Source organism: Methylobacterium sp. Gmos1 (assembly GCF_053764715.1).
In genome coordinates this window covers 141575-155783 of the sequence record NZ_JBSNCC010000013.1, presented here as the reverse complement: position 1 = coordinate 155783, position 14209 = coordinate 141575, and the positions used below count along the sequence as shown (strand labels likewise).

9 protein-coding genes are annotated in these 14209 nt (G+C 70.7%); 7 read left to right on the top strand and 2 right to left on the bottom strand.

Annotation, left to right across the window (positions count from 1 at the left end; genetic code table 11):
• Positions 1–208: 208 nt before the first annotated feature.
• From ACS5PV_RS22645 to ACS5PV_RS22620, 6 genes are all read left to right on the top strand, one after another.
• Positions 209–3361 carry an efflux RND transporter permease subunit gene (locus tag ACS5PV_RS22645; protein WP_455397591.1) on the top strand — a complete coding sequence of 1051 codons (3153 nt, stop codon included), beginning with the start codon at positions 209–211 and terminating at the stop codon, positions 3359–3361.
• A gap of 224 nt (positions 3362–3585) precedes the next feature.
• On the top strand, positions 3586–4857 hold the full coding sequence (locus ACS5PV_RS22640) for a septal ring lytic transglycosylase RlpA family protein (protein ID WP_455397590.1): 1272 nt from the start codon (positions 3586–3588) through the stop codon (positions 4855–4857).
• Positions 4858–5090: 233 nt separating this feature from the next.
• Entirely contained in the window at positions 5091–6317 is a 1227-nt protein-coding gene (locus ACS5PV_RS22635) for a D-alanyl-D-alanine carboxypeptidase family protein (protein WP_455397589.1), read from the top strand.
• On the top strand, positions 6314–7018 hold the full coding sequence (tmk, locus tag ACS5PV_RS22630; protein ID WP_455397588.1) for a dTMP kinase: 705 nt from the start codon (positions 6314–6316) through the stop codon (positions 7016–7018). The genes ACS5PV_RS22635 and tmk overlap by 4 nt, the downstream gene beginning before the upstream one ends.
• The gene (locus ACS5PV_RS22625) at positions 7008–8045 is read left to right on the top strand and encodes a DNA polymerase III subunit delta' (RefSeq protein ID WP_455397587.1); all 1038 of its coding nucleotides are present in this window, start codon (positions 7008–7010) and stop codon (positions 8043–8045) included. The genes tmk and ACS5PV_RS22625 overlap by 11 nt, the downstream gene beginning before the upstream one ends.
• 6 nt (positions 8046–8051) lie before the next feature.
• On the top strand, positions 8052–8903 hold the full coding sequence (locus tag ACS5PV_RS22620; RefSeq protein WP_455397586.1) for a metallophosphoesterase: 852 nt from the start codon (positions 8052–8054) through the stop codon (positions 8901–8903).
• Positions 8904–8906: 3 nt separating this feature from the next.
• Here the strand turns inward: ACS5PV_RS22620 and ACS5PV_RS22615 are convergent, their stop codons facing one another.
• Positions 8907–9275 (bottom strand): 4a-hydroxytetrahydrobiopterin dehydratase, encoded by a 369-nt coding sequence (locus ACS5PV_RS22615; RefSeq protein ID WP_455397619.1) that lies wholly within the window; start codon positions 9273–9275, stop codon positions 8907–8909.
• A gap of 348 nt (positions 9276–9623) precedes the next feature.
• Here ACS5PV_RS22615 and ACS5PV_RS22610 point away from each other — a divergent pair, with 348 nt between their 5' ends.
• Positions 9624–10430, top strand: coding sequence for a class I SAM-dependent methyltransferase (locus ACS5PV_RS22610; RefSeq protein WP_455397585.1), 807 nt, complete (start codon positions 9624–9626; stop codon positions 10428–10430).
• Positions 10431–10591: 161 nt separating this feature from the next.
• On the opposite strand, the gene ACS5PV_RS22605 is transcribed toward ACS5PV_RS22610, so the two are convergent.
• Positions 10592–13858, bottom strand: coding sequence for a glycosyltransferase (locus ACS5PV_RS22605; protein WP_455397584.1), 3267 nt, complete (start codon positions 13856–13858; stop codon positions 10592–10594).
• Positions 13859–14209 lie beyond the last annotated feature (351 nt).

Below are 14209 nucleotides of genomic sequence, written 5' to 3'. Positions count from 1 at the left end.
CACCCGGGAGAACGACGGACGACAACGACGAATGATGCGGCGCAGTTGCTGGATGGTCTCTGCACGGTAACCGCGAGGGGAACTCCGTCGAGCGCGATGGCGTTGCACGTGAGACAATCACCATACCGTCGCAGGCCCCGGGGCCCGACCCCGAGCCGGGCTCGCGGACGGCCCTCGGCGAGCTTCCGGCGGCTCACCGGGACGCCGGATGTTCGCCACCTTCGTCGACCGGCCCGTCCTGGCGGGCGTGATCTCGGTGCTCATCACCCTGATCGGCGCGGTGGCGGGGTTCTCCCTGCCGATCGCCCAGTTCCCCGAGATCGCGCCGCCGATCATCAACATCCAGGCGACCTATCCGGGCGCCACCGCCCAGCAGGCCTACGAGGCGATCGCGATCCCGCTCGAGCAGGAGATCAACGGGGCGCAGAACCTCATCTACATCAACTCGACCAGCAACGCCGACGGCAGCGTCACCCTCGACGCGACCTTCGAGGTCGGCTCCGACCTCAACGCCGCCGCCGCCGACGTGCTGACCCGGGCGCAACGCGCCGAATCGCGCCTGCCGCAGGCGGTGCGCGACCAGGGGCTGGAGATCGTCAAGTCGTCGCGCCAGCGCCTCGGCAACGTCGTGCTCTACAGCGACGACAACCGCTACGACGAGCTGTTCCTGTCGAACTGGGCCGAGACCCAGGTGATCAAGCCCCTGCGCCGGGTCACCGGCATGGGCCGCATCGTCAACTTCTCCAACAAGCGCTACGCGATGCGGGTCTGGCTCGATCCGGCGCGGATGGAATCGCTGGGCTTGAGCCCGGGCCAGATCGTCCAGGCGGTCGAGCAGCAGAACGCCCAGATCACCGTCGGCTCGCTCGGCAAGGAGCCGGTGCGCGACGCCCCCGCCTTCGAGTTGCAGATCGTCACCAAGGGCCGTCTGACGGAGGCGCGGGAATTCGCCGACGTGGTGATCCGCGCCAATCCCGACGGCTCGGTGGTGCGCATCCGCGACGTCGGCCGGGTCGAGCTCGGCGCCGAGCAGTACGGCAGCCGCTCGACCTACGACAACCTGCCCGCCGCCTCCCTCGGCCTGTTCCAGAACCCGGAGGCCAACGCCGTCGAGGTGATGAAGGGCGTCCACGCCACGATGAAGGATCTGGCGAAGCGCTTTCCCCCGGGCCTGCAATACCGGATCGCCCTCGACCGCACCGAGTTCGTCGAGGCCTCGATCCACGAGGTCGTCAAGACCCTGATCGAGGCGATCGTGCTGGTCGTCGTCATCACCTACCTGTTCCTCCAGAGCTGGCGCGCGACGCTGATCCCGGCGATCGCGGTGCCGGTGGCGCTGGTCGGCACCTTCGGGCCGATGGCGCTGCTGGGCTTCTCGTTCAACACCCTGAGCCTGCTCGGGCTGGTGCTGGCGGTGGGGCTCGTGGTCGACGACGCGATCATCGTGGTCGAGAACACCGAGCGGCTGATGGAGGAGGGAGAGGCGCCCCGCGAGGCCGCCCGGGAGGCGGTGAACGAGGTCGCGGGCCCGGTCATCGCCACCACCCTGGTGCTCGCCGCCCTGTTCGTGCCGGTGGCCTTCATCCCGGGGCTGACCGGCCAGCTCTACAACCAGTTCGCGCTGACCATCGCGATCTCGGTGCTGATCTCGGCGGTGGTGTCGCTGACGCTGACCCCGGCGCTCTGCGCCCTGCTGCTGAAACCCCACGACGAGACCGCGCATCGGAGCCGCTGGCGGGCGCCGTTGCGCTGGTTCAACGCCGCCCTCGACCGGGCGACCGGGTTCGCGGTCGGCTCGGTCGGGCGCCTGTCGCGCCGCCTGATCGTCACCGGGCTGGTGTTCCTGGGGTTCGGCGCGCTCACCGCCTGGATGGTGGCGAGCCGCCCGAGCGCCTTCGTGCCGCAGGAGGACCAGGGCTACTTCTTCGCCGACATCGCGATGCCGAAAGGCGCCTCGGTCGGCCGCACCGCCGCGATGGTGGAGGAGGTGGGGAAGGCCGTCCTCGACCAGCCGTCGGCCGCCGGCACGATCGGGGTCGCCGGGCGCGGCATCCTGGCCGACGTCACGGCGCCGTTCTACGGCTTCCAGATCCCGACCCTGAAACCCTGGGACGAGCGCACCGAGACGGTCAGCGACGTGATCGGACGCTTGCGCCGGCAGTTCAAGAACCACCCGGACGGGGTGCTTCGCATCGTCGACCCCTCGCCGCTGCCGGGCCTCGGCTCGCGGGGCGGCCTGACGCTCGAATTGCAGGACCGCAGCGGCGAGGGCGGGCTCAAGCTCGCCCGGACCGCCGAGGGCTTCATCGCGCAGCTCAAGACACTGCCCGAGATCGGCGGCGCCACCGCCACCACGAGCTACGGCGTGCCGCAGCTGCGCCTCGACATCGACCGCGCCAAGGCCGAGCAGCTCGGGGTCAGCCTGCCCTCGCTGTTCGACGCGCTCGGCACCTATGTCGGCTCGTCCTTCGTCAATCTCTTCAACAAGTTCGGCTTCGTCTACCAGGTCTACGTCCAGAGCGAGTCGCAGGGCCGGCGCACGATCCAGAACCTGTCGCGGCTGACGGTGCCGAACAGGAACGGCGAGCCGGTGCAGATCGGCGCGCTGGTCACGCCGCACTTCGTCAGCGGGCCGACGGCGGTGCTGTCCTACAACACCTACCCGGCGATCGAGATCGCGGTCGACACCGCCGAGTCCGCGAGTTCCGGCGCGGCGATCGCCGCGGTCGAGCGCCTGGCCGGCACGGCGCTGCCGACCGACTACGCGGTCGAGTGGACCGAGGTGGCCTACCAGGAGAAGATCGCCGGCGGCTGGGCGCCGCTGATCTTCGGGCTCGGGGTGGTGATGATCGTGCTCCTGCTCGCCGGCCAGTACGAGAGCCTGCGGCTGCCCTTCGTGGTGATCCTGGTGACGCCGCTCGCCCTGTTCGGCGCGGTCGGCGCGCTGGCCTTGCGCGACCTGCCCCTCGACATCTTCGGGCAGATCGGGCTCCTGCTGCTGGTGGGCCTGGCGGCCAAGAACGCGATCCTGCTCGTCTCCTTTGCCCGCGACCTGCGCGACAAGGGCGAGGACGCGGTGACGGCGGCGGAAGGCGCGGTGCGCCTCAGGATGCGGCCGATCCTGATGACCTCGTTTGCCTTCATCCTCGGCTCGGTGCCGCTCGCCATCGCCACGGGGGCGAGCGCCAACGCCCGGATCTCGATGGGCACGGTGGTGATCGGCGGCCTGCTGGTGGCGACCGTGCTGACGCTCTTCGTCACCCCGGTCTTCTACGTCGCCGCCGAGCGGCTGGCGGCGGGTCGGGCGCGCAAGGGCAAGGGGGCCCGGGACGCGGGCGGGGCGCCGCAGCCGGCGGAGTAGGGTGCGTGAGCCCGGGACCGCAGGGCGGCCCCGAGCCCCTTTAAGCCCGGTCGCCTGTGGACGGCGGTGGACGGGACTCGCGCGAACCCCCCCGTTGAGATTTCATTTACGCAGGGCCGGCAGGGTCTTCCCACGAGTGCAGCGTAACCCTGTGCGGCCCCGACGGCCCCCAGCCCTCCCGGGCGGGCGGTCCTTGAGCGCGGCGCGGGGGATCCGAGGGGTCGATGGCGGGATCTTCGAAGAGCGGTTCCACGCGTCCGGAGACGGAGCGGGGGGCCCTCCGGCCGATGCCGGTCGTGCGGTGGGCCGCGGTGGCGGGCATCGCGCTCGCGGCGGCCAATTGCGCCGGGCCGACGCCCAAGACCCTGGCGGTGAGGAGCGGCGGCCGCGAGATCGACCCGAAATACGGCGTCGCCGCGAGTCCGCGTCTCTACGGCGAGAACGACAAGATCCCGAAGGGCGGCGGCCGGCAGATGACCGGCAAGCCCTACGTGGTCGCCGGCCGCACCTACGTGCCGCGCCAGGACGCCCGCGGCTACGTGCGCGAGGGCCTGGCCTCCTGGTACGGCACCGCCTTCCACGGCCGCCAGACCGCCAACGGCGAGATCTTCGACCGCTTCTCGGTCGCCGCCGCCCACCCGACCCTGCCGCTGCCGAGCTACGCCCGGGTCACCAACCTCCAGAACGGCCACTCGATGGTGGTGCGGGTCAACGACCGCGGGCCCTACCACGCCGACCGGCTGATGGACGTGTCGCAGGCGGTGGCGGAAGCCCTCGATTTCCGCCGCCGCGGCACCACGAAGGTCCGGGTCGAGTATGTCGGCAAGGCCTCGGTCGGCGGCAGCGACGACCGCAAGCTGATGGCCACCTTGCGCACCGACGGGCAGCCCGCCGGCTCGCCCTTCGGCGCCAACATCATGGTGGCGGATGCCGGTGACGACGCAAAGGTCGATTCCCGGCCCTTCGCGTTCCGCCAGCCCGAGCCGGAGCCGGTGCGCCCGATCGTCGAGCGGCCGCGGGTCGTGGCGCCGGTCCAGGTCGCGGAGGCCGAGCCGGAGATCCGCCGCCCGGCCGTACGCGCCCCCGTCCGCGCTCCGGTGCAGGTCGCCGAGGCGCCCGCCCGGATCCCGGCCCCCGTCCGCGTGGCCGCCGTCGAGGGCCTGAACCCGGGCCTCGCCGCGCCCCGCGCGATCAAGCCGGCGACCGCGCCGGCCCCCGTCGCGATGGCCCGCCGGCCGGCGCCGCCGAGCCAGGCCCTGGCCTTCGCGGGCCACCCGGCGGCCGACCGCGCCTCCCTCGCCCAGGCGATGCAGGCCGCCGCGCATCCGGCCGGCAAGCCCGCGCCGAGGACGACCGTGATCGCCAAGACCGGCCCGCTGCCGATCGCGCCGCCGCTGCGCCTCGCCGGGGCCCAGAAGGGCGACCGCGAGGACTCGAAGAACACCGGCCACAAGCCCGGCATGCCGCCGCGCTCGAAGGTGGCGGGGATGTATTGAGGGGGCGGGCAGCCCCCGGCCTGCCGGAGGCCCATCGCATCCCACCCGCGACCTCATCCTGACGTCGTGGACGGGATGAGCGAGGGACGGCCACGCCCGGGTCCACATCCGAAACGGTTCCCATCCCGCACTGCGGCACAGGCGCGGTTGCGTGGGCGCGAGCGGGGCGGCACAGTGCGGCAGGTCTCCCGGTCGTCCGGGGTTTCGAGCGGCAGGGGCGAGCGGGTAGCGACATGCGTGTGACAGCGACCACCGGAGCGGGCAGGGCGCTCGCGCGCCGCGCCGCGGGCCTCGCCCTGGCAGCGATCCTGGGTGCCGCCGTCGCGGCCTCCGAGGCGCGGGCGCAAGCGTTCCAGACCCTGGCCCCGCACGCGATCCTGATCGACGCCGATACCGGCGCGGTGCTGTTCGAGAAGGGCGCCGACGAGCCGTTCTCGCCCGCCAGCATGGCCAAGCTGATGACCGTCGAGGTGCTCTTCGACGAGATGCGCAAGGGCAAGCTCGGCCCCGACACCGAGTTCACGATCAGCGAGAACGCCTGGCGCCGCGGCGGCGCCGGCGGCGGCGGCTCGTCGATGTTCGCCCAGCTCAACAGCAAGGTGAAGCTGCCCGATCTCCTGCGCGGCATCATCGTGCAGTCCGGCAACGACGCGGCGATCGCGGCGGCCGAGGGCGTCGCCGGCACCGAGGACAACTTTTCCCAGATCATGAACCGGCACGCCAAGGAGATCGGGCTCGACCGCTCGACCTTCCGCAACGCCACCGGCTACTCCGCCCCCGACCAGAAGGTGACGGCCCGGGACCTCGCCAAGCTCGCCATCCACCTGATCGAGACCTATCCGGAGAACTACAAGCTCTTCTCCGAGCGCGAGTTCACCTGGAACAAGATCCGCCAGCAGAACCGCAACCCGCTGCTCACCCTCGACATCGGCGCCGACGGGCTGAAGACCGGCTACCTCGAGGAATCCGGCTACGGCCTGACCGGCTCGGCGGTGCAGAACGGCCAGCGCTTGGTCCTGGTGGTGAGCGGCCTCAAGACCGCCCGCGACCGCGCCGCCGAGTCGCGCAAGCTCCTCGAATGGGGTTTTCGCGCGTTCGAGGCGCGCCAGGTCTTCAATGCCGGCGAGACCGTGGCGGAGGCCGAGACCTACGGCGCCGAGAAGGGCCGGGTGCCGCTCGTCACGAAGAAGCCGGTGCGGCTGATGCTGCCGCGGGGCAACAGCGACCGGCTGGTGGCGCGCGCCACCTACCAGGGCCCGCTGACCGCACCGGTCGAGGAGGGGCGCGAGGTCGGCCGGCTCAAGGTCACCCGCGGCGAGCAGGTAGTGCTCGACATGCCGCTCTACACCGCCGAGGCCGTGCCCGCCGGCACCATGACCCAGCGCGCCCTCGACGCGGCGCTGGAGGTCGGCAGCGGCTGGTTCCGCCAGGCCCTCAGCCGGATCACCAACCGGTCGTGAGCGAGGCTCCCGTCACGGCTGGGCGTCCAGGCTGCTTCATCACCTTCGAGGGCGGCGAGGGCGCCGGCAAGTCGACCCAGATCGCCCGCCTGGCGGCCTGGCTGCGCGCCGACGGCACGGCCGAGGCCCGCGAGGTGGTGACCACCCGCGAGCCCGGCGGCTCGCCCCGGGCCGAGCGGATCCGCGCCGCGGTGCTCTCCGGCGTCGCCAAGCCGCACGGCCCCTTCGCCGAGGCGCTGCTGTTCGCCGCCGCCCGCCTCGACCACCTCGCGACCCTGATCCGCCCGAGCCTCGACCGCGGCGCCATCGTGCTGTGCGACCGCTTCAGCGATTCGACCCGGGCCTACCAGGGCGCCGCCGGCGGGCTCGATGCCGGAACGCTCATCGCCCTGGAGCGGGTGGTGGTGGGGGCGACCCGGCCGGACCTCACCCTGATCCTCGATCTTCCCCCCGAGATCGGGCTTGCCCGGGCGCGCCAGCGCGAGCGCGCGAGCGCCCGCGGCCCCGACCGGTTCGAGGCCGAGGCCCTGGAGTTCCACCAGCGCCTGCGGGCGGCCTTCCTCGCCATCGCCGAGGCCGAGCCGGCGCGCTGCGCGGTCATCGACGCCCAAGGCTCCCCCGACCGCGTCGCGCAGGCGATCCGCTCCGCGGTCGCGGCCCGGCTGCCGCGCCTCGTCCGGGACCACCACGATGCCGCCTGAGACGAAGGACGACGGCCTCGAGCCGGGCGAGATCCCGGGCGTGCCGCGCCCGCGCGAGACGCAAGGCCTCCTCGGCCAGGAGGCGGCCGAGCGCGCCTTCCGCGAGGCGATCGGAGCGGGGCGGCTGCACCATGCCTGGCTGCTGGGCGGGCCGAAGGGGATCGGCAAGGCGACGCTCGCCTTCCGGGTCGCCCGCCACCTGCTCGCCCGCGGCGACCGGGCGGGCCTGCCAGAGAGCCTGGACCTGCCCCCCGGCCACCCGGTGGCGCGCCAGGTCGCCGGCCTGTCGCACCCGAATCTCGTGCTCTTGCGGCGCCAGAGGGCGCCGGGCGCCAAGACCGTGCCGACCCAGATCGGCGTCGACGCGGCGCGGCGCGCGCTCCACCTCTTCGCCGAGACCTCGGCCGATTCCGGCTACCGGATCTGCATCGTCGACTGCGCCGACGAACTGAACCTCGCCAGCGCCAACGCGCTCCTGAAGGTGATCGAGGAGCCGCCGCCGCGCTCGCTGTTCCTGATCGTCAGCCACGCCCCCGGGCGCCTGCTGCCGACCATCCGCTCGCGCTGCCGACGGCTCGCCCTGAAGCCGCTTCCTGCGGCTGAGGTGGCGCGGGTGCTGCGCGGCCTCGGGCCGGCCCAGGCCGGGGCGCCGGCGGAGCTGATCGAGCGGGCCGCCTCCTTGAGCGAGGGCTCGGTCGCCCGCGCCCTCGACCTCCTCGATCCCGACACGATCGGGGTCGTCGACGAGGTCGAGGCCCTGCTCGACCAGGGCGACCGGCCGGACTGGCGCCGGGCCCTGCGGCTCGCCGAGCGGCTCGCCGGCCGCGAGGCCGACGCGCTCTACGCCACCGCCCTCGACACGGTGCAGCGCCGGCTCGCCGCCGAGATCGAGCGCCGCCAGGGCGAGCCGCCGTCCCGCCTCGCGGCGCTCGCCGACGCCGCCGAGCGCGCGGCCAAGGCCGCCCGGGAGGCGCAGGTGTACAACCTCGACCGGCGGCCGGTGGTGCTGTCGCTGTTCGGCGCCTGAGACGCCGTGCGCCTGTTCGCGCTCTCCGACCTGCACCTGGAGCGCCGGCCGCTCGCCGCCGTGCCGGTCCCGACGCGGTCCTTCGACCTCCTGGTCTGCGCCGGCGACGTCTGGGAGGGCGAGCCCGAGCGGGGGCTCGCCGCGCTCCTGCAGTTGTCCGGCGAGCGGCCGGTGGTGCTGGTGCCGGGCAACCACGAGCGCTACGCCCCGCCGGGCGATCCCCGCACCGCCCCGGAGCTGCTGGCGGCGCTCGCGACCGAGGTCGCGGCGATCAACCGCGCGGCCGGCCGCGAGCGGGTGGCGCTGCTCCAGGGCGCCGAGACGCGCGTGATCGACGGCGTGCGCTTCGTCGGGGCGACCCTGTGGAGCGACTGGCGCCTCGCCGGGCGCTGGCTCGCGGCGGACGCAGCCGACCGGCCCGCCGACCCGGTCGCGTATGCCGCCGCCCGCATGACCGATCCGGCGACGGGCTCGCGCGAGTACCGGGCGATCCGCCAGGGCGACGGCACCCCCTGGACGCCGCAGGCCGCGATGGCGGCCCACGCCGCCGACCGGGCGGCGATGGCGGCGGCGCTCGCCCGGACGCATCCGGGCCCGACCGTCGTGGTCACGCACCACCCGCCGATCCCGGAGGCCGCCGACCGGTTCCGCGACGCGCCCGGCGTGCCCTGGTGGGTGCCGGCCTTCTACGCCACCACGCTGCTCGCCGACCTGGCCGATGCCCACCGGCCGGCGCTGTGGATCTCCGGCCACTTCCATGCCGGCCACGACCTCTTGCTCCACGGCACGCGCTGCCTCGCCAACCCGGTCGAGGGCGGCAGCTTCGATTCCGGTCTGGTGGCGGAGGTGTTCGCCTGAGCTCTACCGGTCGTACTTGATGTAGGCGAAGCGGGGATCGGTCGGCGTGCCCTCCAGGGCTCCGCCCTCCAGCCCCGGCTGCCAGCCGACCACCTCCTCGATCTTGCGGGCCAGGGCGAAGTCCTTCTCGGTCAGGCCCTTGGCCGAATGGGTGGTCAGCCGCACCTCGACCCAGGCGTAGGAGGCGGTGAGGTCCGGGTGGTGCCAGGCCGCCTCGGCGAGGTGCCCGACCGTATTGATCACCATCAGGGTGCCCTTCCAGCCGCCCGTCCGGTAGGTGCGGGTGATCCAGCCGTCGGCGTGCTGCCAGGCCGGCAGGTCGGCGAGGCGCGCGGCGATCGCGTCGGGCTTGAGAACGTCGTCCTTCGGCATGGCATCCTTCTCCTCGTCCCGCCCGGCGAGCGCCAGCGTCGCCGAAGTCGTGTCGATGCCGCAACGCGCGTCGCGCCGGATCGATGGGCTCGAGGACGTCACGCCGCTGCGCGACGGTACCGGGCGCGAGAGCGGCGTGGCGGGTCGTGCGAGTTCGGGACGGGATCTTCCGGTACTCGTATCGTCCATGACTTCGCATCGGACGGGACAGGCGGTAGCCCGCCACCAGGAGACGCCTCTTGTCCCGACGACCGTTCGGCGCTCCACGGAGGGAGATGACCCTGGTGTCGCACGGCGGGCGAAATGGCCGGTGGCGTCCAGGGTCCGAACCCGCATAATGGAAATACCGTGAGCATACCGGCTGTACGATGCCATGTCGGCCTGCCTGCGGAAACGAGGGGGTATCTCGTGTCAAAAACTGTTCCAGAAAATCATGATGGTCTGCATTACGTGGAATTCTTATCCGTGCTTTCAAGGAAACGAGCGGTAAAGCGATACCTCGAAATCGGCGTCAACAAAGGCAATCTGCTGAGCAATATCCACGCCGTCCGGGCTGTCGGCGTGGATCCGAATTTCATCATACAATCGAATGTCTCCAATCATAAGAGCATATGCACGCTATTTCAGGTCGGAAGCGATGAATTTTTCAGCGAGCATGATTGCGTCGGCGCGATCGGCGGAAAACCCGATCTCGCGTTCCTGGATGGAATGCATACATTCGAATTTTTGCTGAGGGATTTCTACAATACCGAGAAACTGTCCGCCGACACCACTCTCATCGGCATGCACGATTGCTTGCCGCTCAATGCGGAAATGACTCTCCGCAACGAACAATCCGCCTATTCGGCCGGAAGGGACGGGCGATTTCCGGGTTGGTGGACCGGTGACGTCTGGAAGATCATACCCATCCTCCGGCAGTATCGTCCCGATCTGCGGATCGTCTGCGTCGATTGCCCTCCGACCGGTATCGTTTTCGTGACAAACCTCGATCCGACCTCCACGGTGCTGAAGGATAATTATCACGCCATCGTCAAAGAATATTTTGCCGTCCCCAACGATATGGCCGCCCTGGAAAAACTGTTCCAGGATATCGAAATCGTTCGCTCCACCGATATCATCAACGATTTCGATCACAGCTTGTTTTTCAGCACGTAAGACCAACGGCCCCCGATGCTGGCGCGTCGATTCGATCCCGGGCAGGCCCGGGATCGGCGAGGCCGTCGGTGTCGTGTTCCCGATGGCAGGCCTGGGCGGCCGCGGCGAGGACATCCCGCGATCCGACGCCTTGTCCGGTCCAGCGCCGCCGACGCTCTCGCTCACTCCCGCAGCACGAGCCGCGCCAGATCGATCGACGTCAGGACGTCGCGCAGCTGCGTGGCGAAATCGGTCCGGCGGACGGCGAGGTACCCCTCCGTCGCGGTGGCCTGCCTGAGCGAGCCCTCCGCCGAGAGATACGAGCGGCAGAGTCCGGCGATCTCGTCGAGCTCGCAGGAGACGACGCTCGGCCCGAACGGGTTGTCGTCGCTCGTCTCCGAGATCACGAAGCAGCGATTGGCCAGGAGAGGAACGATGCGAACGGTCTCCAGGTTTCTGAAACCCGTCGTGGAGTGGATGTTCAGGACGATCTTCGAGCGCCGTATGGCGTCCCACAGCGGCGCGCCATAGACGTTGAACAGATGGACGGCCTTCATGCCCTTCGACCGGACGGCCTCCAGGACCTGCCCGCGCCGCTCGGAGTGCGAGCCGTAGAACAGGACGTCGATATCCTGCTCCGGCGCCGGACAGGTGACTTCCAGGCAGCGGTGGAACCCCGGCGGCAGGAACGAGACGTTCGCCCCGCCCGGGCGCGTGCGCAGCAGGGCGAGGCCGGAGCGGGAATATTCGAAGATGTGGGACGCCGCGTCGAGAAATCGAAAGTACTTCTCGCTCTCCTGCCGGCCCTGGATGATGTCGAGCTGTTCCAGCTGATAGACCACGAACGGCCCCGAGCGGAACGGATCGACGCGCCGGCCGTCCTGGACCGGGTGGAGCAGGTTGCCCACGACGATATTGACCGAACCTGGAACCGGCCTGTTCTCCGTCACGGAGCAGGCGTGACCCAGGTCGTGCAGGGAGGCGCGCAGGACCCGCACGCTGTCGTCATAGATCGTGTCGTGCTCGTTGTAGCTCATGAAGCAGATGTTGAAGCGTGGCTTGTCCGGGCCGATGACGGGCTCGAGCCGGGGCCGGTCCTCGAAGCGCCGCGTGAACGCGTCGTCGCGCAGGGCCGGCGCGGGCGGTTGCGGCAGGAAACGGCGGGCGATCCGGTTGTAGGTCGTGTTCTCCCGGGCGATCGTCTCGGGATCGAGCCGGTCGAGCCATGCCCGGGACTTGGCCTGCCACAGGTGGAAGCAGTAGGCGTCGGGAAAGGCGAGATCCTGCTCGAACAGCGCCGCGATGCCGCGATCGTCCCAGCTCGGCCAGAAGAACGACGCGGCGGGCTCGATCCGGACGAGGTCGGGATTCGCGGTGGCGAGCGCCATCGGGACCTGGACCGAGAACCTGTTCCAGGCATCGCCGCTCGGGCCGCCGACGAACGACCGGTACTCGTCGTACCACAGCCGCAGGAACTCGGCGCCGGGCGGGGCGATGATCGTGGCGTTGCACAGGCCGACCGGGCTGCGCCCGCCGGCCCCGTCCGGGATCTCCTCGCGGCCGAGGACGACCCTGCCGTCGAGCAGCGGCGCGAACGGCTTCTGGCAGATCGTGTCGAAGTCGAGGTAGATCCCGCCGTGCTCCAGGAGGAGCTGCATCCTCAGCACGTCGACGCGATGCGCGATCAGCTCCACCGGCCGGTCGAAGACCTGCCGCGGCAGCGCCGTCCGGACGACCTCGACGCTGCCCTTCAGGAGGTCCCAGTACGGGCCGTGCGGCTCCGGATCGCAGTGGACGATCGCCCTGAAGCCCTCGTTCAGGTCGAGGGCGGAGCGCACGGCGAGGTAGTTGACCAGCGAGAAGCGCGGCGGCGCGTCCGGATCGTTCGACGCGATGATGAAGTGCAGGATCTTCGGGATCCGCAACGAGGCTCGCTTGGCCCGGGCCAGCCCCTCGGCGCTGAAGCGCAGGTTGCCGGCGACCCGCTCGATCATGTCCTCGGGGATCTTGCCCTCGTCCAGGAGACGGTGGCAGACGCGGATCGCCTCGTCGTAGCGCCCGGTCCAGTAGGCATGGACCGACAGCTCGTCGAGCAGGCCGTAATCGCGGATCCAGGCCTCGCCCGGGCGCGCGTTGCCGGATTCCGCCACCTCCAGGCCGCGGACCGCCAGCCCGTAGCCCTGCTCGTGCAGCTGTCTCTGACGGCAGAAGCGGGACGCGTCGTGGAAGGCCTCGGCGCAGGTCGGATCGACCTCGGCCACGAGCAGGTAGGTCGCGATGACCTGCTGGTCCGGCAGGCCGAGGCTCTCGCCGCGCCGCGCCTGCTCCAGCAGCCGCGCGGCGGCCTGCCCCTCCGCATCGGGGGAGCGCCGGATCTCGGCGATCCGGTCGATGGAGAGTTGCCGGTTGTTCCTCAGGCGCCCGACGTAATCGCCCGGGATGCCGTCCATCGCCAGGAGCTTGTCGATGAGCATGACCGCCTCGGCGTGCCGGTCGGTCCAGTAGGCGGCGACCGCCATCTCGTCGAGCAGGCCGTAGCGGTAGATCCATTCCGAGACGAACAGCCCGGATTTCGGGATCGCGGCGGTCTCGCCCCTTCGGGCGAGCTGGTAGCCGCGCTCGTACAGGCCGTGGTCGCGGCAGAACCGGGCCGCGTCGTGCATCGCCTCGGCCGCGCGCTCCGGGCAGGCGGCGGCGGCCGTCTCGAAGGCCTCGATGACCGCGTCGGCGGGATGCTTGAGCAGCGCCTTCATCTTCGCCGCGTTCAGCAGGCTGAAGAACACCTCTTCCTGCCAGTAGCCCATGCCGGCGCGCGCCTCGTACTGGGCCAGGGCCCCGGCATGGTCGCCGTCGTCGCGCAGGCTGTTGGCCAGGTAGAAGGTGTAGCGCGTGCGCAGGAACGGATCGGTCGCGGTCGCGAGCCCGTCGCGGAGCAGGGCGGCGTCGCGGGCGAACTTGCCGGCCCGGTTCGTCCCCGACGCATGGTCGACGAACCAGATCCCGTCCAGCTGCTCGGTCGTGCCGCCCGTGAGGCTCAGGTATTCGTGGGTGACACCGAGGTAGCGCGCCTCGGCGCCGCGCCGCAGCAGGCGGCTGTTCCAGTAGGCCACGCCGGATTTCTGCAGGACCTGGTAGACGTCGGCGCTCAGCCTGTCGGCGAAATCCTCGTCGTCGACGACGAGCTCCATGTCCGCATCGGTGAACAGGAGGTAGTCGTAATCGAGGCGCGATTCCCGGGCCAGATCGAGCGCCGCGTTCCTCGCCTGGTCGAAGGTCTCGAACGGAAAGCTGTGCAGCTCGCCGGGGATGCCGCGCGACCGGAAGAAATTGTCGATGATGTCCTGTGTCCCGTCGGTCGACCCGGTATCGCCGATGACCCAGCAGGAGATATGATCCGCAACAGAACGCAGGCACTTCTCTATTTTATCAGCTTCGTTCTTGACAATCATGTTCAGGCAAATTTTGCGTGTCTGCGCCGCCATCAATGCCTCCAAAACATATCGACCTGATAAGTATCGGGCCTGAAATTGTCAAACGTTGCGGCGGGGCACGACAGCGGCAGCTGCCGCTGTCGCAGCGTCGGTCTTTGGCGCAGATCTCGTTCGGATGGACGCGGGACGCGGGCGACACTGCGCGAAGAGCACGCCGCCGCGCGACGGACGGCGCCGTCTCCCTCCCTCGGCGCGCCACGATCACCGCGCCGCTCCGCCCCGGCGCGACCTGCATCGGGCGTCGCGGATGCCGCGGCCCGGCGCCCGGGACGATCGGCTTCCCGCCCGACGATAGTACAAGTGACCGCG

Coding starts and splice junctions, on each gene's coding strand:
- ACS5PV_RS22645 (WP_455397591.1), top strand. CDS start 209: ATGTTCGCCACCTTCGTCGACCGGCCCGTCCTGGCGGGCGTGATCTCG.
- ACS5PV_RS22640 (WP_455397590.1), top strand. CDS start 3,586: ATGGCGGGATCTTCGAAGAGCGGTTCCACGCGTCCGGAGACGGAGCGG.
- ACS5PV_RS22635 (WP_455397589.1), top strand. CDS start 5,091: ATGCGTGTGACAGCGACCACCGGAGCGGGCAGGGCGCTCGCGCGCCGC.
- ACS5PV_RS22615 (WP_455397619.1), bottom strand. CDS start 9,275: ATGCCGAAGGACGACGTTCTCAAGCCCGACGCGATCGCCGCGCGCCTC.
- ACS5PV_RS22625 (WP_455397587.1), top strand. CDS start 7,008: ATGCCGCCTGAGACGAAGGACGACGGCCTCGAGCCGGGCGAGATCCCG.
- ACS5PV_RS22605 (WP_455397584.1), bottom strand. CDS start 13,858: ATGATTGTCAAGAACGAAGCTGATAAAATAGAGAAGTGCCTGCGTTCT.